Genomic DNA, 17,640 nt, shown 5'->3' with positions numbered 1-17,640 from the left:
TACGGGAAGAGGTTTCAGATGACTGTTCCCCCAACCGGCGGTCCGGCCGGCCACACGGATTTCGAACAGGATTTCCGGCCGACCGACCACCCTGAAGTCCACGATGTCTATACGACATTACGTCGTTCGTGCCCGGTCGCACGCACCGATGCGTTCGGTGGCTATTGGATGCTGGTCCGCTACGGCGATGTCGTTGCCGCAGCCAAGGACCCCGAGACGTTCAAGAGTGAGATCCCGTTCGTGGAGGCGCGGGGTTCGTTTCGCAATATCATTCCGCTGGGGCTGAATCCGCCCGAACATACCTTCTGGCGGAAGATCATGATGAAATACTATTCGCGTACGCAGATCGGGCGGCTCCGATCGCGTCTCCGCGCATTCGTGATCGACGCTCTCGAGCCGCTACTGGCGGATGGCAGCGCGGATGTCGTTCCAGGGATCACCGCTGTGCTCCCACCATACGCGGTAGCGACGTTGTTCGATATGGGTGATGATGCCGTCGCGCCGCTGGTGCGGTCGGTGCGGGTTGTTTCACAGGTGGCGCGGGAGACGAAAAACGCGGATGAGCTGGTAGCGGAATCCATCGCCGTATGGGCGAGACTGGGCAGCGAGCTGTTGGCGGAGCGCAGGGCACACCCCCGGAACCCGGACATCGACATGATGAGCGGCTTTCTCGCCGCTCAGGCCGCGGGCGAACCCATCACCGACGACGACATCGTTTCCTGCTTCGTACAGTCTCTGGCCGCGGGGTCGGATACCACGAACGCCGCACTCACGAGTCTGCTGTTCACCTCGCCACCCACCTGGAAGACCAGCGTCGTCTCCGGGAGGAGCCTGCCCTGCGCACTGCGGCGATCCAGGAGATCCTCAGATTGGAGACCCCTTTACACCAGATCGCCCGCACGACGACGACGGCGGTTCGACTGCACGACAGGACCATACCCGATGGGGAACTGGTCGCATTGAATTACGCGTCGGCCAATCGCGACCCCGACAAATTCCCCGACCCCCATACCTTCGATCTGGACCGTTCTTCCAATCCCCACGTCGCGTTCGGAGTCGGTATTCATCGGTGTATCGGTGCACCGCTCGCGGAACTCGAGATGGAGATCCTGCTTCAGGAGATAATCGACAGAACCACCTGGTTCGAGCTCGACGGCGAACCTCGTCGTCGGCCCGGTACCGCCATCGCGGGTTTCCTCACCCTCCCCTTGCGATTCCAGCGCTCACCGACGAGCGGAAGCCACCGGCACCAATAACGAGACGGACCGGGTCGAACCTGTGCTCTCACAGTTATTCGAAACGCTACTACGGTTCGGATTCGCACCGATCCGAACCAGGCGAAGGGATACGGCCGGGCCGCGGGCCGGAAATGACGCGACGTGGATTCATCGACGACCGGAGCGCGAGTCCTGGATCCGAGGCATGAGGCACCGGCCGCGGGGGCGAGACGGTTACCCGGTTCGGTCGCAGGGGGGCAGGACGGTGCCCTGGTCGATGCCGTACCGGTGGCCGTGACCGGGCGGTGCGTCCAGCGCCCCGAGCAGGTCGGCCGTGGTCTGGAGGAAGCTCACCACCGGCAGCCACCGGGGAATGGGAGCGTCGCGGCGAGTGGCACTCAGGTTCGGCGGACGCCACAGCAACCCCGGGGACCAGTGCACCACCGGATCGGAGATATTCGCCAGGACGGCTGTGCGCGCCCCGGGCTCCGGGCCACCACCACCCGGTTTCCCGGCCCACAGCACCGAGCATGCTCGACGGTTCTGTTCGGCGGGATCGGTGAATACCGCGCTACCGCCGAGTGCACCCAGACTCTGCCCGTACAGATACAGCCGCGGCGGCCGTGGCAGGGTTGCGGCGTATTTCTCGACCGCGGTGAACAATGCCTGTGCGGAGACCGCGGCGGCCCGGCGGCCGAAGATAAAGGTGGCCCAGCTCGGAGCATAGGAGTATTGCAGCGCGACCACCGCGACATCACCGCCGAAACGCATGCCGAAACCCTCCAACGCCCGGGCATCCACCCACCCCGAGCCGGTAGGCACGGCGATCACCAGATGCGACCGGTCGAAACCACCGGTCCGTTCCAATTCCCGCACCGCCAGCTCGGCGCGGCCGGCCAGATCCGGCGCCGACCGCAGCCCGACGTACACCCGTACCGCGCCCGATGGACCGCTCGTGACGAACCGTTGGCCTTCCCGGCCCAGCGAGGTCCAGTTCACCATTGACTCGGCGCTCCCGGAACGGGTGAACGTAGCCGGTCGGACCATATCCGGATCGACCGAGGCGTTCGCGGCAGCGTATGTCCCCCTTCCCCAATCCACCAGGGCGGGCACCCCGAAAAACGCCACCAGCAGGCCCGCGACCACGGCCGTCACTGCGACCCGGGACCACCCAACCCATCGCAGCAACCGTCGGCTACCGCGAACCACCAGCATCAGCGACCCGGTGAGCAGGGCCGTGCCGACACCCCAGCGCACCCAGTACCCCGGTCCGATGGAGGCTACGCCCATGGCGGCTCGCAGCGTGTTCTGCCATGCCCCGGCGTGAATCACCATGGCGAGGACCGCGATCACCGCGACGGCCAGGATGAGACGCCGCGGGCCCGTCGGATCTCCCGCGCGGTTGCCGCGTCGTCGTATCACGAGTCGGATGAGGCCCGCGAACGCGAACGCGACGGCGACCAGCAGACCGGTGAGTACGGCCTGGGTTGTCGGCGTACGGGGCAGAAGACCGGGGGCCAGCGACACCAGGGTGCCGAGGCCGGCGGCGAGAGTGGTTCCGACCCGCGGCCATCGCCACGGCGGCCGGACCCGGACCGAACGGAAACCCGGACCCGGTAGGCGGATCGGAGGTAGGAGGGTTGCGGCGAAAGTCCGGGTCGGCGCGGTGTCAGACATGAGAATTCCCGCCGTGCGGGGTGAGCGGGTGCGCCCCGGACCGCCGACGCTCCGCCAGAGCCCGCGTGGACAGTCGCGGCCCGGCCGTGCCGCGCAGCAACAGGAGGGCGGCGAGGACCGGTACGAACATGACGAGAATACGCGGTAGCCAGGTGGTGGCCGTCTCGAAAGGGCTGAAACGCTCCACCACGGGAACGCCGTAGCCCTGCCGCCTCGAGTTGAGATCGACGGCGACCGTGGCCACCTCGGCCATTGCGACGCAGCGTGCCCGTGGTAGCGGGTCCGGACGGTGTGCGCAGACCGCCCGCATTCGGTCGGCGAGAGTCCGGTCCAGCGCTTGCCGAGCCCAGGGGCCGAGCGGACCACCGCGGTGTTCGGCGTAGCGCAGCAGATCGTAGCCGAGATCGTGTGCCTGGCAGGCCGGCTCGAATTCCACCGGCAAGGTCACCGGCGACGAGCACGAGCCGTGCGGGGCGGCCGGCAGGCCGTCGACCATTACCGGGCTGTACCCGGTTACGGCCCGGAAGTCGCCCGGTATCACCGCGGCCGCCTCCGGCGCGTCGGAGGTCAGTGCCCGCACGGCCACTGCTGCCGGGGTGAGCGTGGGAACGAGATCGGCGGCCGTGGCCGTGGGGACGGACAGAATCGCGCCCGTCCCGGCGAGCACGGCGACGGCGAGGGCCACCCGCAGCAAAGTCCGGTGACGCAGCCGTCGGGTGGCATTCTTCGATGGAGCCATGACCGGGGACGCTATGGATCCGAGGCGGTCGTGGCCGTCCCGCTCGGGAGGGCTTTCCCCGCCCTTCTCCGAGCCGAGGGAGGTCGACGGCTACCCCCGGTGTAGTGCCGGGAACTCACCCCCCGGTATGAGATGCGGTGGCCAACGGGTACACAACCGTGGGTCTCTCATCGCACGACTGCACGGACCAGTCGGCAGAGGTCGGCGGGTCGCAGGCCGTCGGAGCGCTGCCACAATGCCGAGGCGACGGCGTCACGCTGTGAGATATGTTCCAGGACGGTGAAACCGTATTCGGTCAGTAGCGCCGAGAGCTTGTCGGGCGTGAAATAGCCGAGCCAGGGTTCACCGTGGTCCGCGGAGGCGGCGATGGCGAGTTCGGCATAGGCCGCGCCGCGCTCATCGCGCAGGTGGGGCGGCAGGGCGTATTCCATGATCAGTTCGGTGCCGGGCGCGCAGTGGCTCAGGGCACCCAGGGTGCGCTCGATGGCGCGCTCGGTCAGGTACATGCTCACGCCGAGCCGGCTCACCAGGGCGGGGCATCCCGTGTCGAGCCCGTGGGCCGCCAAACCCTCTGCCAGGGAACCCTTTTCGAAGTCGACACCGATGAATCCGACGTCGGTGGGCGCGATTCCCGCCGCCGACAGCAGGTCTCGCTTCCACGGTTGCGTGGAGGGATGGTCGACTTCGAAGACGGTGATGTGGCCGCCCGAACGATAGGCGAAGGTGTCCAGACCCGCACCCAGCAGCACGTACCGGGTGTGCCCCGACGCGGTGAGCCTGGTCTCGGTGTACCGGCTGCGTGTGGTCACCTGGGCGCGGGCGCCGGAGAGAATCGGGTGGTCGCCGTATCGCCGGTGGTAGCCGATCAACTCCTCTGCCCGCTCGCCCAGCAGGACCGCGGCAATGGTGTCGTGGAACAGAAATGGTGCGCGGTCGATCACCAGGTGGGCCGCGCGTGCCGCCGCCGCCATCAGCGCGGTCCGGCTCGGAGTGCCGTTCTGCATCGGAAAACCCTTCATCGGCATCGGTTGGAGAACCGGTGCTAGACAGGAATTCTCAATGCTGCCGGCATTATACCACACAAATATTTCTTTTCGGTAACTTATCATATCGGCGCGCCGAAATGCCGGGTATTCGAATGCTTTGCACATCGGCGCCACCGACTACTCCGACATCCCGGCCCGCCGAGAATCCTCCGGCAGTGCACGAGAGGGTCGGCCCCACGACCGCGATCAGGAAGTTCTGCAGCACGGCGTACGAGACGTTCACCTCTTCGTTGGCCCACATCCGAAACCATTCACCGCCGGTGGTCGAGAACCCGCCCGCGAACAACAGCACCGCCATGGTCCAACCCATACCGACCAGTTTCGCCGCGAGGTCGGCACCCACCCTGGTACGGCCGGAACGGGCGGCCGGCGCGCGGAACCAGAGGAAGGCCGCGGCGAACGACACGAACACGATGCGGAATTCCCAGACGAGGATGAGGATGTAGACCACCAACGCGACCGTATCCTCGCCGATGGCTCGCCAGTCCGTGCCCGCGCCATGGATGGTCCGTTCCATCGACAACACGGCGACCGCCATGCGCCGGCCACCCGCCACGGCGAGGAACCCGGTCCGGCCCGAAGACGTCGATTTCGCCGTGGCCTTCACAGTGGCACCTTTCCCCGTGACAGGCACCGCCACAACATCACCGCGCTCGGCCCGCCGTCGAGGCGCGGTCCCCGGGCCCGCACCACCTGCGCTTCCGAGGCAAGGAGTTCAGGTCGCGACGGTCTCGCGGAGCGCCTGTGCGGTAGCGGTGCCGGTAATGCCCGCGACATGCCCTTGGTAGAGGACCCGTCCGCCGTGCTTGCCGGCTCCCGGTCCCAGGTCGATGAGCCAGTCGGCCTGGCGGATGACGTCGAGATTGTGTTCGATGACGACCACGGTGTGACCGTGGTCGGTGAGGTTGTCGAGAACATACAGCAGAGTGTCGATATCGCGCAGATGGAGCCCGGTGGTGGGTTCGTCGAGAACGTAGAGCGCCGGCCCGGCGGTGTCACGGAGTTCTTTGGCGATCTTGACACGCTGGCATTCGCCGCCGGAGAGGGTTGTCAGGGGCTGGCCGAGTCTCAGGTAGCCGAGGCCCACCTCGTCGAGGTGAGCGAGGGCCCTCGAGATCGCCGGATCGGAGAGCCGGTGGATAGCGTCGGTGATCGCGAGCTCGTCGATATCGGCGATGGAGAGCCCGTCGACCTTGTGGCGCAGGACCTCCGGAGTGAAGCGTCGTCCTCGGCAGGATTCACAGACCGTCTCCTGGCCTTCCATGAAGGCCAGGTCGGTGTGAATGACGCCGAGGCCCTTACAGTCCGGGCAGGCACCCTCCGAGTTGGCGCTGAACAGGGTGGCCGGGACATTGTTGTGACGGGCGAACAGCTTTCGGATGGGAGCGGCGATGCCGGTGTAGGTGATGGTGGTCGACCGACGGGTGGTGCCGACAGGTTTCTGATCGATCACGACGGCGTCGTGCCGAGCGACGAGTTCACCGGCCAGACTGGACTTCCCGGAACCGGCGACACCGGTGAGCACGGTCATCACCCCTGTCGGGATATCGACCGTCACATTCGCGAGGTTATTGCGGGTGGTCTCGGCGACTCTGATGCTCCCGCGCGGCGTTCGGGGGCGGTCCTTGATGGGCCGATACTTCGACAGCGCCGTCGCGGTGGGTGTATCGGCTCGGCGGAGCTCGGCGAAGGTGCCTTGGAAGACGAGGGCGCCGCCCTGATCGCCCGCGCCGGGGCCTATCTCGACAATCTGGTCGGCGATGGACATGACCGCGGGATCGTGCTCGACGACGAGGACGCTGTTGCCCTTGTCCCGAAGCCGTTTGAGCAGGGTTGTCATGGCGGAGATGTCGTGGGGGTGTAGGCCGACAGTGGGCTCGTCGAAGATGTAGAGCATCTCGATCAGACTGCTGCCCAGGTGTTTGACGGTCTTGACGCGCTGTGACTCGCCACCGGACAGGGTAGTGGTGGCGCGGCCGAGGTAAAGGTAGCCGAGCCCGATGGTGACCATGGCGTCGAGCCTGTCCTTCAGCGCCGCCACGACCGGCGCCACGTTCACCTCGGTCACCGTGCTCACCAGTTCGGCGAGCTCGCTGATTTCCATTCGCGCCATCTCACCGATGGTGCGGCCGAGCACGGTAGCGGTGCGGGCGGCCTGATTGAGCCGATCGCCGTGGCATTCGGGGCATACCGCGGAGCGGGTGAACCGGGCGAGGGTCTCCTGCTTGCGCTCGGACAGGTTGTCGGAGGTGTGCAGATAGATCCGTTCGAATCGTTCGACGACACCTTCGTAGTCCTTCGGCGGCCGGGTACCGAGGCGCGCGGCGTGTTCCCCGCCGAACAGGAGCGCGTCACGCTCGGCCCGGGTCCAGTCACGCAGGGGTGTATCGGCGTCGAAAGCTCCGATATCGGCGTACTGGGAATACCAGTAGCCTCCGTGACCGAAGCCGGGCAACAGGATGGCTCCCGCTCGCAACGATTTGTCCGGGTCGAGGAACCGCTCGACGGCGCTGACAACCACTTCGCCGAGGCCGGAGCACGTGGGACACATACCGGCGGGGTCGTTGAAGGAGAAGTGGTTCGACTCACCGACGTGCGGTGCGCTCACGCGAGAGAACAGCAGTCTGAGGTAGGTCCACGCATCCGTGATCGTGCCGACGGTGGATCGGGCGTTTCCGCCGAGGCGCCGTTGGTCGATCACGACCGCCGACGAGAGACCGCTGATCTCGTCCACCTCGGGACGCGCCCATTTCGGAAGCCGGTTCCGGGTGAAGGGGGGAAATGTCTCGTTGAGCTGGTGGCCGGCCTCGGCGGCGATCGTGTCGAACACCAACGACGACTTACCCGATCCGGACAGTCCCACGAACACCGTCAACTGTCCTCGCGGCACGTCGATGTCCACAGACTTCAGATTGTTGGTCCGGGCTCCCCGGATACGGATGCTTCGATGTGACATGAGTACGACGCTACGATCGGATGTGGCCGGAAAATGTCCGCGATTCCGGCGAGAATGAGGTCATGGCCGACGTCACGCAACGAGCACTCGCCCTACTGGCGGCGCTGCAGACGGGTAGGGCGTTCACCGGTGACGAACTGGCGGTCCGCCTCGGTATCAGCCCGCGCACCCTACGACGTGATGTCGACCGGCTCCGCGGCTACGGCTATCCGGTGCAGACCCGGCCGGGGCCGGGCGGCCACTACCGGCTCGCGGCCGGAAGCGCCATGCCACCGCTTCTCCTCGAGGACGACGAAGCCATCGCGACCCTACTGGGACTGGTCACCCTCGCGTCGACCGGCAGTGCCGGCGAGGGAAGCCTCGGCGACGCGGCGACCCGCGCCTACGGCAAGGTCGACCAATATCTGCCCAAGCGTCTCCGCCCGCGAGCGGCCGCCCTGCGCGCCGGTCTCGAAACCGGCCGGATCCCGGCCCCCAGCCCCAGCGCCGAGACGTTGAGCATGCTCGCCGACGCGATCCACCACCGGCATCTCGTAACCTTCGACTACTCCCCCACCACCGGCCCCACAACGGCACGCCGGGTCGAGCCCCACCGGCAGATCGGCCACCGCCTGCGCTGGTACCTGCTCGCCTGGGATACCGACAAGCACGACTGGCGCGTCTTCCGCACCGACCGCATTGCCAACCTCCGAGACCTGAGCCGCCCCTTCACATCCCGCGACCTGCCCGCCGACACAGGCTTCGACTACCTCCGCCGCGGGTTCGACAGACACCGACAGCGAGTCGTATTGACCATCGACGCCCCGATGACCGCGGTAGCGGACGCCCTCAGAGAGCAGGATGTCGAGCTCACTCCCATCACTCAGAGCAGCACCCGCGCCCTCGTCATGCTCGACTCATGGCAGTGGCTCGTCCTGAATCTCACTTTCCTCGACGCCGACTTCACCATTCACGAACCCGCCGCCTTCCGGACCGCGTGCCGACGATTCGGCGCTCGACTGGGGAAAGCCGTGGGCGACCTAAGGGGTGACGATCGGGAAGGCCGGGTCGGGGCTGTCCAGTAGCGCGAAGAGCCGCGATAGCACCGTGGCGTCACCGGTGTGGGCGATACCGTCCAATCCCTTGCCGGCGAGCAGTTCGAGCAGTTGGGGTTTGGTGAGGGTGATGACGAGATCGGCGGCTGCCTTCGATCTCGGGTCGGGCGTCCGAACCAGCGCGCCATTGGACAGGGTCAGCCGGATGGTGGTGTCGAGGTCGGTGAAATGCCATTCGATACGAAAGTGTTCCGCCGCCGCTCTCGGTCCGTTGACACGGATGGCCAGGAAGTCGAACAGTTGTTCCACGGTGAGGGCGGCGGCGATCCCCGTACCGAGATTCACCGGTGGTGTTGTGATGCCGTGCCGGAGTTCTCGGGCCCCCATGAGGTAGAAGCCGCGCCAGGTCGCGTTTTCGGCGCCGTAGCCGAGGCGGGTGTAGACCTCGGCCAGCGTATCGCGGACGGCGGTATTGCCGGGCTCGGCGAATACCGCGTGCCCGAGCAATTCGGCGGCGAAGCGAAGATCGCCGGCGGCGATATAGGAGCGTGCCGCGTCGACGACGGCCTCGATACCGCCCATGACGTCGACGTAGCGGGTGGCCCGGGCCTGCGGCGGATGCTGCCACAGGGAACTGGGGTGACCGTCGAACCAGCCGAGGTAGCGCTGATAGATCGCCTTGACGTTATGGCTGACCGACCCGTAGTAGCCGCGGGCATGCCAGGCGTTTTCGAGCGCGGGTGGCAGGGTGATCTCTTCGGCGATCTCCACCCCGGTCAGACCCTGGTTGAGCATGCGCAGCGTTTGATCGTGCAGGTAGATGTAGAGGTCGCGTTGCTGGGACAGGAACTCGACAATATGGTCGGTGCCCCAGGTGGGCCAGTGATGGGAGGCGAAAGCGACATCGGAGTCGGCGGCGAACAACTCGATGGCTTCGTCGAGGTAGCGGGACCACATCCGCGGATCGCGGACCAGGGCACCACGCAGAGTGAGTAGGTTGTGCATATTGTGCGTGGCGTTCTCCGCTACGCACAACGCCCGGTGGTCGGGAAAATGGAAGTTCATCTCCGCCGGCGCCTCCGTACCCGGGGTGATCTGGAAAACGATATGCACCCCGTCGAGGGTTTCCCGCTGCCCGGTGTGGGTGATATCGAGGGTCGGCGGAATCAGCCCGAGCGAGCCGCGCGAGACCTGGATTCCCAGGCCCGCGCTCACCTGCCCCTGCGGTCCGACTCCCAATGTGACGCCGTACATGTAGGCGGCGCGCCGGTTCATCACAGGACCCGCGTAGACATTCTCCGATACGGCTTCGCGCATGAACCCTTCGGGCGCGATGATCGGGATATTCCCGGCGCTATCGGGGAGAACGCCGAAGACTCCACCGAAGTGGTCGGCGTGCGAGTGTGTGTATATCACGCCGGTGACCGGACGGTCGCCGCGATGCTCCCGGTAGAGGGCCAATCCGGCCGCCGCGCATTCGGCCGAGATGAGCGGGTCGATCACCACGACACCGCGCTCGCCTTCGACCAGGGTCATATTCGAGATATCGAAGCCGCGGATCTGGTAGATCCCGTTGGTGACCTCGAACAGCCCGTTCTTACGGCACAGTTGGGCCTGTCGGAACAGGCTCGGATTCACCGTGTCCGGACAGGGGCCGTCCAAGAATCCGTAACCGGTGAGATCGAATGCCACCCGCCCCTCGGCGGTCTTGATGGTCAAAGGATCCACGGTCGCGATGAACCCTCGGTCGGCGTTGTCGAAATCCGTATGATCCGCGAAATCCACACCCATCACGATCCCCTCTCAGAGTTCGGTGTCCTGGGTCGTTACCGACCGTGTCGGCCCGCGGCCTCTCCCTCATCACCCGCCATGGGCGATGCCCACTCGACGAGACCGTATGGATACAACGCATTCGGAGCAATCCGAGCCGGGGACCGCGGCGATCGCGTCGCCCCCAACCGGTGGCCTGCCGTCGACACTACTGGACGACCGCCGACAGTCGGTGCAGCCTCGCTCGGGTGCCCGAACGCTTCGCGACAGCACGCGGCTTGCCCCACAACCCCGACGACGTGCCGGAAATCAGGTGCGTACGGCCTTCTTCGCCGGACCCCGCGTGGCATTGGCGTACTCCGGGAGCTCCCCGCAACGGGCCCGGGGCACGGATCTCCACGGTGCCGAACGGTCCCGAAAGCCCTGTGGCAGGCCTTTACGGCTTGCGGCAGCGCACGTTCCACCCATCCGAGGTGTCCGCCGGGTCCGAATGTGAAGGGACAACATCTCTTCCAGGCAGCACCTCTTTCGGGATGAAAGGTGATAGATGGGCACCGGCAAGCACAGAGCAGTCAGCCCGCGTAGACAGCGGATGGGGTCCATGGTCGTGGCGGGAGCCGTTCCCGTGGTTCTCTCGCTGGTGGGAAACAGCGCGGCCAAAGCCGAACCCGACCGATACATCCTGGTGAGCCGGACCGAGCACAACGACCACACCGAAGGTGCCGACCCCGTTGCCGATGACACGGTTCCACCCGACGAGCCGGTCCGCGCAGGGCAGCCGGTGCAGACGGACCGGACCCCGCGGTGGCCCGATGCCGAAGCTCCGAATGTGCGCCCGTACCGGGGAATGCGCATCCCGGACGACACACTGAGTTCCCTGCAGTGGGCACGGCCGATGCCGAAAAACGAATATCTGTCACCGGTGGAGGCACTCCACGGGCCCGTCCCGGTCGACCCGGTGCCCCCGATTGCGCCACCGCCCGGTGTCCTGCGGTTCGGGGACGTGCAGGTCGATTCACCGGAGTGGCTACCGCGGGAGCAGGCCATCCAACTCAACGACGGCGCGGCGGTCACCGAGGCCGATCTGGCGACGTTCCTCGACTCGGTCGGTATGGAACGCACCCGCTCCGACCGCGTCGCGGGACAGACCGTCGGCGCGGCCGCGATCGGCGCGGCGGCGGGCGCCGCCACGGCGCTTCCGTTCGCGGCCATCGGCGCGGGTGTCGGTGGCGCGCTCGGCCTGGCCATCGGCCTGCCGTTCGCGCCGATCGGTCTCGCCGCGGCCCCCGTCGGCGCCGCATACGGGGCGGCCCTCATGGCCGTTCCCCTCGCGGCCATCGGGGCGGGGATCGGGGCCGGTCTCGGTGCGGTGCACGCCCTCAGCGCGCCACCGCAGGCCCTCGGCCCGGCTCCGGACACCGCCGCCCCCGACGAGGGGGTCAACGGCTGAGCGGATGACACCGGTGTCTCATCCCAGGGTTCGAGGCGGTTCCGTGTCTTCACCCGTGTTCTCGATAGGTTCCTCGCCGGCATGCCGGCACGGCCGGCATCAACACCCGTCATGGTGACCGGGATGGAAGGGTCCACCCCTACGGCATCCGATAAATGCATCGTTTATGAATTATTTATTGCCTGCCGGAATGAACATCGAGGAGCGGAAGCCAGGGAGCGGCCGCACCGGGACTCACGCCTCACCGCTTCGAAGAATGGCGCGAAAGGCAACCCCAGCGACTACATGAGCCGATCGGCAGTCTCGCCGAGACTGTCGACCCGCTCGACATTCTCGGGCAGGAAGACCGCCTCCCAGCCCGGTCCGCCCACCAGGACTCTGGCGTTCGCGTCCAGGCAGGTGCGTACGGCGGAGGTCAGGGCCGTGGTCTCCTGCTGTGACCACAGCAGCACGGCGGCGGGCCGGTCGAGCCGGGCCAAGGTGTCGGCCAGGGCCGCGGCGGGCACATCGGCGCCGAGCATGTATGCGCCGACGCCGCGGTCGGCCAGGGTCGCGCGTAGCACCTCCAAAGGAAGCGAATGCGTCTCACCGCCGGTACAGGCCAGCACCGCCGGTATGTCGCGGCTCGGCTCCTGCGGCGGATTCGTGCGATGCAGCACCGAGACGATGCACCAGGACAGCAGGTGCTCGACATCGATACAGCCCTCCCCACCGAGCTGACGCTCGACGATCTCGGCGAAAGCGGGCCGGCACAGCAGTTCCCAGGTGTCCACCACGCCGAACGCGCGCACATGCGCCTCGAGCCGATCCGACACTGCCCTTGCATCCAGCGCGAAGGCCGCGGCCAGTAGCGACGCGTGTTCGCCGAGCATGGGCGCGGGCCCGCGCACGGCGGCCGCCGCCCCCGCCGCGCCGGCGCCCGCGCGGATCAGGGCGAGCATACGTTCGAGCACGGCGATATCGGCCTCGGTGTACAGGCGGTGTTTGCCGGGCCGATGCTGCCGCGGGCCGATATCGTAGCGGCGGTTCCAGCTGCGCAGCGTCGCGGTGGGGATACCGAGACGTTCGGCGACCGCGCGCACCGTATACCCGGCCACCTCGGGCACAGGAGTGGGACCGGAAGGCATCGCCCCATTCTGCCCACCGTTCTCGGCGGGGTGCGTCCTATCCGGGCGAGGGTGCTTCATCACGGGTTCGCGTGGCCGAGACGGGGTAAGCCGACCTCATCCGATCCCGGCACACGCCATCCGATCCCGGCACACGCCGCTCGGCATTGTCGCCCATTCCTCTCGAAAAGAATCGTTGCATCGTTTATGCATCATTTCATGTTAGTGTGGTGCGGGTAACCGACCCCGAGGAGCCGACGTGACCAGCCGACGCACAGCACGTACGCTCACTCGCCTGTTCGCGGTAACGGCGGCGCTGGCCGCCTCGACCCTGACCGTGAGTGGGGCAGGTCCGGCGGCCGCGGAAGCCGGTCCGGCGCCGGTACCCCGGCTCGACCTGAACCGGTACCTGGGCACCTGGCGGCAACTCGCCGCCGTGCCGCAGTACTTCAATCTGCCCTGCGCACGCGACACCCAGGCGAACTATTCACTCGACCCCCAGGGAAACATCGCGGTGCGCAATTCCTGCATCACCTGGGCGAACACGGTCAATGAGATCACCGGCACCGCGGTGGTCAACGACCGCGAGACCGGGGCGCAACTGCACGTGAGCTTTCCCGGCGTACCGACCCAGGACAGCTTGAACGGACCCACCAACTACATCGTCACCGCCCTCGGCCCGGACTACTCGTGGGCGGTCGTCACCGACCCGAGCCGACTGTCGGGCTTCGTCCTCGCTCGCGGGCCCGCGTTGGACGCGGCCGCCTGGCAGCAGGTGCGTACGGCCATCACGGCGGCGGGACAGAACCCATGCTTCTACCTGATCTCGCCGACGACGGGCGGAGAGTCGAGCATCGTTCCCTTGTGCGTACGGTGATGGGCGTGTTCGACGGCCGTGCGGGCCGCACCGCCCACCGGGATCGGTTACGGTGACCGTCACGATCGAATCGTTCACCCGCGACCTGCGAGTGCGCGATAATCCGGTTCCGACCGCCGCGCTCGCGGAATCGGATGCCGAACCGCGGGCCGTCGGCGGCGGGTTCGTACCGCGGCGCGGTGACATGGCCACAGAGATGGGCCGGGTAGGGACCCCGGTGCACGCCCGGAGCACGCACATCGCCGCGGATGGCACCCGAATCCGAGTCCATCCGGATGGACCGGCCACCGCCGAATCCCTGAGGGACCCGAAAGACGATCAGCGGCCGGACGTCCCACGCCACACCGGCCACCACCGCCGCGTCCTGCGTCGTGGAGCTCACCGACCGTATGGGCGGGCGGCGCGCGCGGCGCGTAGCGCATCGCCCCACCACACCAGTTGGTCCAGCAGGATTTTCGCCGCCGCGTCGGCGCCCGCGTCGGCCACCCATGCGCCATGCTCATCGCGCTGTCCCCACGGATTGTGGAAGCTGACGGTATCGCGCACCGTAACGGCGTGAAGTTCGGCGAAAACCCCGCGCAGATGCTCGACCGCCCGCAACCCGCCCGACAGTCCGCCATAGCTGACAAAACCGACCGGTTTGGCATGCCATTCCTGCCCATGCCTATCGATGAGGTCTTTCAGGGCTCCCGGATAGCTGTGGTTGTACTCCGGTGTGACGATCACAAAGGCATCGGCGGCGGCGAGAGCGGCGCGTGTACTGTCGGCCCCCGGTATCGGCGCCCCGAACGAACGCGGCAGATCCACCTCTCCCACATCGACGACGGTCACCGCGATCTCCGACCGTGTACTCGTCCGGCCCAGAAACCAGTCGGCCACGGTCGGCGCGAATCGCCCTTCTCTACTGCTGCCGATCAGCACTGCTACCCGCAGCGGCAGCGCGGACATATCGGTGGCGGTCGGTGTGGTCGTCATCGATGTCTTCCCTTCGTCCGGCGGCCTCGTCGGCCGCCCGCACACCACCCTGCTTCCTCAACTATTGTTTAGGTCAAGCCCGCTCGGCGGAAACGGTCGACACCGGCAATGACGCCTACGCCCCGGGCGGAAGCAGCACCGCCCGTCCGGTGATCTCGCCCGCACGCAGTGCGCGGTACACCGCCGGCGCCTCGGCGAGGGGAAATGTCGAGGTGGTGGTGCGCAACGCACCGCGACGGGCGGCGTCCACGACGGCGGCCAGATCGGCGCGAGCCGCCCAGAACGGCGCCGCCACCTGCCAGCCGGAAGCCAGCCCTACGTCCTTACCCACTTCGAGACGCCCGCCGGCACCGCCCACCTGCACCAGTCGGCCACCGGGGGCGAGTACCCGGGCCGCGGGCCCGACCGTCGACGGCGCGCCCGCGAAATCGAGGACCAGGTCCGCCCCGCCCGCCGCCGTCACGGTCGGCACGGCACCCGCCACATCGTCGAAGGCGGCAAGGGCACCGAGCCGCACGGCCAGTTCGCGGGCTTCACCACGCTCGTCCACCGCGACGAGGTCGCGCACGCCGAGATCACGCAGAATCTGCACCGCGAGATGCCCCAACCCGCCGATCCCGACGACCAAGGCCACCGCGCGCTCATCGATCAGGTCCATATGCCCGCGCACGGCGTGATAGGCGGTGGCGCCCGCGTCGGCCAGCGGGGCGCAGTCCACCGGGTCGATCCCGCCCGCACGTACCAGGCACCGGGCCGAAGGCACCACCATCGCCTCGGCCAGTCCACCATGATGGCCGAGCCCGTTGCCCAAGGGAACCAAGCGGCCGTCCGGACGCGGCCGGGTCCGCAGGCAGTAGTTCTCCCGCTCGCGCAGGCAGTTGCGACAGGTACCGCAACTCCAGATCCCGTGCACTACGACCGGCTCCCCCAGCCAGCCCGGGTCGGCGTCGGGACCGACCTCGACCACGGTCCCCGCGACCTCGTGCCCGAGGGTGAGCGGCAGCGGGTAGTCGAATACACCCGCGGGGGAATCCATGACGTGCAGATCGGAGCGACACAGTCCGGCCGCGGCGACCCGCAGCAGCACCTGCGCTCCACGTGGACGGGGTACGGGCACCTCCCGAACCTCCGGCTCGGCACCCCACTCGGTGAGTTGCACGGCCATCATGACAGCCTGCGCCATCGCAGCGTCCTTTCGGGAACAGGGCCACAACCCTTAACTGAACCAAGTTCTGTTCGGAAAGCTAGAGACTCGAAGTCTTTTCGTCAAGGACTGCCCCCGGCGATCACCGTTGCCGAGCCCACCCCGCGCCCGCGGAGGCCGCGGTAGCGTCGTTCGTCCGCCCGCACATGTACACCGAATATTCGATGTCGGATAGCGCGGCGAAAATCGGCGCGCTCTTCGAGGAGGACAGGGGCAACCTCCTCGATCGACAGACGTCCGCTCCCGGCCGGCTCGGCACCGTCGGGGGAATCGCGGGCCGCTCGGGGTATCACGGTGATGACTCAACACGCCGTTTCGTCCCGCATTTCGACACCACCGCGACCCTGATCCGGACGCCGACACAACAGTTGCGCCGCCTGCGTGTCATCCACTCGCGCGGGTAGCATTTCGCTCAGCCACTCGTGTAACGAGGCGGCCACGGTTGGCATATCCCCGGCAGCGATATCGTCGCTTTCCGAAAAATGGTCGATCACCGCCCGCGCGGTCGGCCTCTCCCGGTCGCAGTTCGCGCACAGTCCGATATTCCGTGTCCCGTGCACCTGGAAGCCGTCGGCACGGAGAAATGAATGCGGGATCTCCACCGATAGAACAAGCGCATCCCCACACCGATGACACGGAAAATCCTCCACCGGCACGGATACATCCGTCATATCGATCGATGGGCGGTATCGCCCGTCCTCGGCGCGCTCCACGGTTGCCACCTTTCGTCGCCTATCTCGGGTATCGGGTTACCGATTGGACTCGGTCGCCAAACCCGTTGCCCCACAAGCGACTTTTACTATGGACAACCGACAGTTGCGGAATGTCCGGGTGACGAACGGGGTTCGATGCCGGGCGAGCAGACCGTCGACCATGGCCCGCAGACCCGGTTCGTGGATATCGGGTTCGGTGAGCCCCCCAGTGGTCGGCCACAGTGGCAAAATGCGGCAACTCGGCGCGATCGATGGAGCCGAAAATCCGCTCACGGAACGTCGGCCACGCGACGCCGTGACGCAGCGACCCGAACGAGGATCTCCCCGGCGGGGTAATACCAGATCGCCCGATAGGCGTACACGGCTCATCGGTGGATCGGGTTGTCGAAATCCAGGTATTCGAACCGCGCGCGGATAACCGGGAAAACCGTTCCGAGCGTTGTCATTCCAGGTCTTCGATATCACCGACCTGCGGGACGAGCGCGTGGTCCGGGATGAAGCTCACCTGGTAGCGGTCGATCAGCCCGTCCCGGTCGAGGTGCATCGCGCCGAGGAAATGGCCCGTGAGTGTCCCACCGTGTTCGGTGACATCGCCGTAGGCGAACTGCGTGTCACCGTCGGCGGCGACCCGGACCAATCGGTGTTTACGGTCGACCTTCGGCCTGCCGCTCAGATAGGCCAGCATGGCGGCCCGACCGCTGTCCCGGTTCACCCCGGTAGGCAGCGCCATCACGAACTCGACATCGGCGGCCAGCATCTTCGTCGCGTCGTCGAGGCGGCCACTGTCGATCCTCGCGTAGTACTCTTCGATCTCGTAGCCCATGAAATGAACTTAGTTCGATTTAGCCCTTCTTGTCGAGAGTTTTCCGCACTACG

At 66.9% G+C, this 17,640-nt stretch carries 17 protein-coding genes; 6 read left to right on the top strand and 11 right to left on the bottom strand.

From position 1 onward, the window contains the following. Window positions 1-18: 18 nt before the first annotated feature. Both ON20_RS36265 and ON20_RS40505 read left to right on the top strand, forming a co-directional pair. Entirely contained in the window at window positions 19-963 is a 945-nt protein-coding gene (locus ON20_RS36265; protein ID WP_051162139.1) for a cytochrome P450 family protein, read from the top strand. Then, entirely contained in the window at window positions 870-1,256 is a 387-nt protein-coding gene (locus tag ON20_RS40505; protein ID WP_157228784.1) for a cytochrome P450, read from the top strand. The genes ON20_RS36265 and ON20_RS40505 overlap by 94 nt, the downstream gene beginning before the upstream one ends. A 195-nt stretch (window positions 1,257-1,451) precedes the next feature. On the opposite strand, the gene ON20_RS10615 is transcribed toward ON20_RS40505, so the two are convergent. The 5 genes from ON20_RS10615 to ON20_RS10595 form a co-directional block, all read right to left on the bottom strand. Further along, complete coding sequence (locus tag ON20_RS10615; protein WP_083864817.1) at window positions 1,452-2,894, bottom strand: alpha/beta-hydrolase family protein; 1,443 nt, start codon at window positions 2,892-2,894, stop codon at window positions 1,452-1,454. Next, window positions 2,887-3,633, bottom strand: a complete 747-nt coding sequence (locus tag ON20_RS10610; protein WP_157228783.1) for a hypothetical protein — start codon at window positions 3,631-3,633, stop codon at window positions 2,887-2,889. Before ON20_RS10610 ends, ON20_RS10615 begins: the two co-directional genes overlap by 8 nt. A 167-nt stretch (window positions 3,634-3,800) precedes the next feature. Beyond that, window positions 3,801-4,637 (bottom strand): class I SAM-dependent methyltransferase, encoded by an 837-nt coding sequence (locus ON20_RS10605; protein WP_083864830.1) that lies wholly within the window; start codon window positions 4,635-4,637, stop codon window positions 3,801-3,803. A gap of 67 nt (window positions 4,638-4,704) precedes the next feature. Further along, entirely contained in the window at window positions 4,705-5,286 is a 582-nt protein-coding gene (locus tag ON20_RS33005) for a DUF2165 family protein (protein WP_169332329.1), read from the bottom strand. Between the two features lie 108 nt (window positions 5,287-5,394). Further along, the gene (locus tag ON20_RS10595; protein ID WP_040834967.1) at window positions 5,395-7,635 is read right to left on the bottom strand and encodes an ATP-binding cassette domain-containing protein; all 2,241 of its coding nucleotides are present in this window, start codon (window positions 7,633-7,635) and stop codon (window positions 5,395-5,397) included. A 62-nt stretch (window positions 7,636-7,697) separates the two neighbouring features. On the opposite strand from ON20_RS10595, the gene ON20_RS10590 reads away from it, so the two are divergent. Then, window positions 7,698-8,699: a helix-turn-helix transcriptional regulator gene (locus tag ON20_RS10590; protein WP_051162160.1), complete on the top strand. Its 1,002-nt coding sequence runs from the start codon at window positions 7,698-7,700 to the stop codon at window positions 8,697-8,699. Here ON20_RS10590 and ON20_RS10585 read toward each other — a convergent pair. Further along, window positions 8,655-10,460, bottom strand: coding sequence for an alkyl/aryl-sulfatase (locus ON20_RS10585; RefSeq protein WP_040834966.1), 1,806 nt, complete (start codon window positions 10,458-10,460; stop codon window positions 8,655-8,657). The genes ON20_RS10590 and ON20_RS10585 overlap by 45 nt on opposite strands. A gap of 526 nt (window positions 10,461-10,986) precedes the next feature. Between ON20_RS10585 and ON20_RS10580 the strand changes: the two genes are divergently transcribed. Next, window positions 10,987-11,889 carry a hypothetical protein gene (locus tag ON20_RS10580; RefSeq protein ID WP_040834965.1) on the top strand — a complete coding sequence of 301 codons (903 nt, stop codon included), beginning with the start codon at window positions 10,987-10,989 and terminating at the stop codon, window positions 11,887-11,889. 281 nt (window positions 11,890-12,170) lie between these two features. On the opposite strand, the gene ON20_RS10575 is transcribed toward ON20_RS10580, so the two are convergent. Further along, the gene (locus tag ON20_RS10575) at window positions 12,171-13,016 is read right to left on the bottom strand and encodes a MerR family transcriptional regulator (RefSeq protein WP_040834964.1); all 846 of its coding nucleotides are present in this window, start codon (window positions 13,014-13,016) and stop codon (window positions 12,171-12,173) included. Between the two features lie 238 nt (window positions 13,017-13,254). Between ON20_RS10575 and ON20_RS10570 the strand changes: the two genes are divergently transcribed. Beyond that, on the top strand, window positions 13,255-13,872 hold the full coding sequence (locus ON20_RS10570; RefSeq protein ID WP_051162131.1) for a lipocalin family protein: 618 nt from the start codon (window positions 13,255-13,257) through the stop codon (window positions 13,870-13,872). A gap of 378 nt (window positions 13,873-14,250) precedes the next feature. Here the strand turns inward: ON20_RS10570 and ON20_RS10560 are convergent, their stop codons facing one another. Together ON20_RS10560 and ON20_RS10555 are read right to left on the bottom strand one after the other, a co-directional pair. Beyond that, window positions 14,251-14,847 carry an NADPH-dependent FMN reductase gene (locus ON20_RS10560; protein ID WP_040834962.1) on the bottom strand — a complete coding sequence of 199 codons (597 nt, stop codon included), beginning with the start codon at window positions 14,845-14,847 and terminating at the stop codon, window positions 14,251-14,253. A 115-nt stretch (window positions 14,848-14,962) separates the two neighbouring features. After that, on the bottom strand, window positions 14,963-16,030 hold the full coding sequence (locus tag ON20_RS10555; protein ID WP_040834961.1) for an NAD(P)-dependent alcohol dehydrogenase: 1,068 nt from the start codon (window positions 16,028-16,030) through the stop codon (window positions 14,963-14,965). A gap of 185 nt (window positions 16,031-16,215) precedes the next feature. Between ON20_RS10555 and ON20_RS36255 the strand changes: the two genes are divergently transcribed. After that, window positions 16,216-16,455, top strand: a complete 240-nt coding sequence (locus ON20_RS36255; RefSeq protein ID WP_157228781.1) for a hypothetical protein — start codon at window positions 16,216-16,218, stop codon at window positions 16,453-16,455. Here ON20_RS36255 and ON20_RS40500 read toward each other — a convergent pair. Next, window positions 16,354-16,722 carry a DUF6300 family protein gene (locus ON20_RS40500; RefSeq protein ID WP_368853927.1) on the bottom strand — a complete coding sequence of 123 codons (369 nt, stop codon included), beginning with the start codon at window positions 16,720-16,722 and terminating at the stop codon, window positions 16,354-16,356. The two genes, ON20_RS36255 and ON20_RS40500, sit on opposite strands and share 102 nt — an antisense overlap. A gap of 484 nt (window positions 16,723-17,206) precedes the next feature. After that, window positions 17,207-17,587 (bottom strand): nuclear transport factor 2 family protein, encoded by a 381-nt coding sequence (locus tag ON20_RS10540; protein ID WP_040834958.1) that lies wholly within the window; start codon window positions 17,585-17,587, stop codon window positions 17,207-17,209. Window positions 17,588-17,640: the final 53 nt, after the last annotated feature.

Source organism: Nocardia brevicatena NBRC 12119 (assembly GCF_000308495.1).
In the GTDB taxonomy this organism is placed as follows: Bacteria; Actinomycetota; Actinomycetes; order Mycobacteriales; family Mycobacteriaceae; genus Nocardia; species Nocardia brevicatena.
Note: the sequence above shows the minus strand (reverse complement) of the source record. Positions and strands in the feature narration are given on the sequence as shown.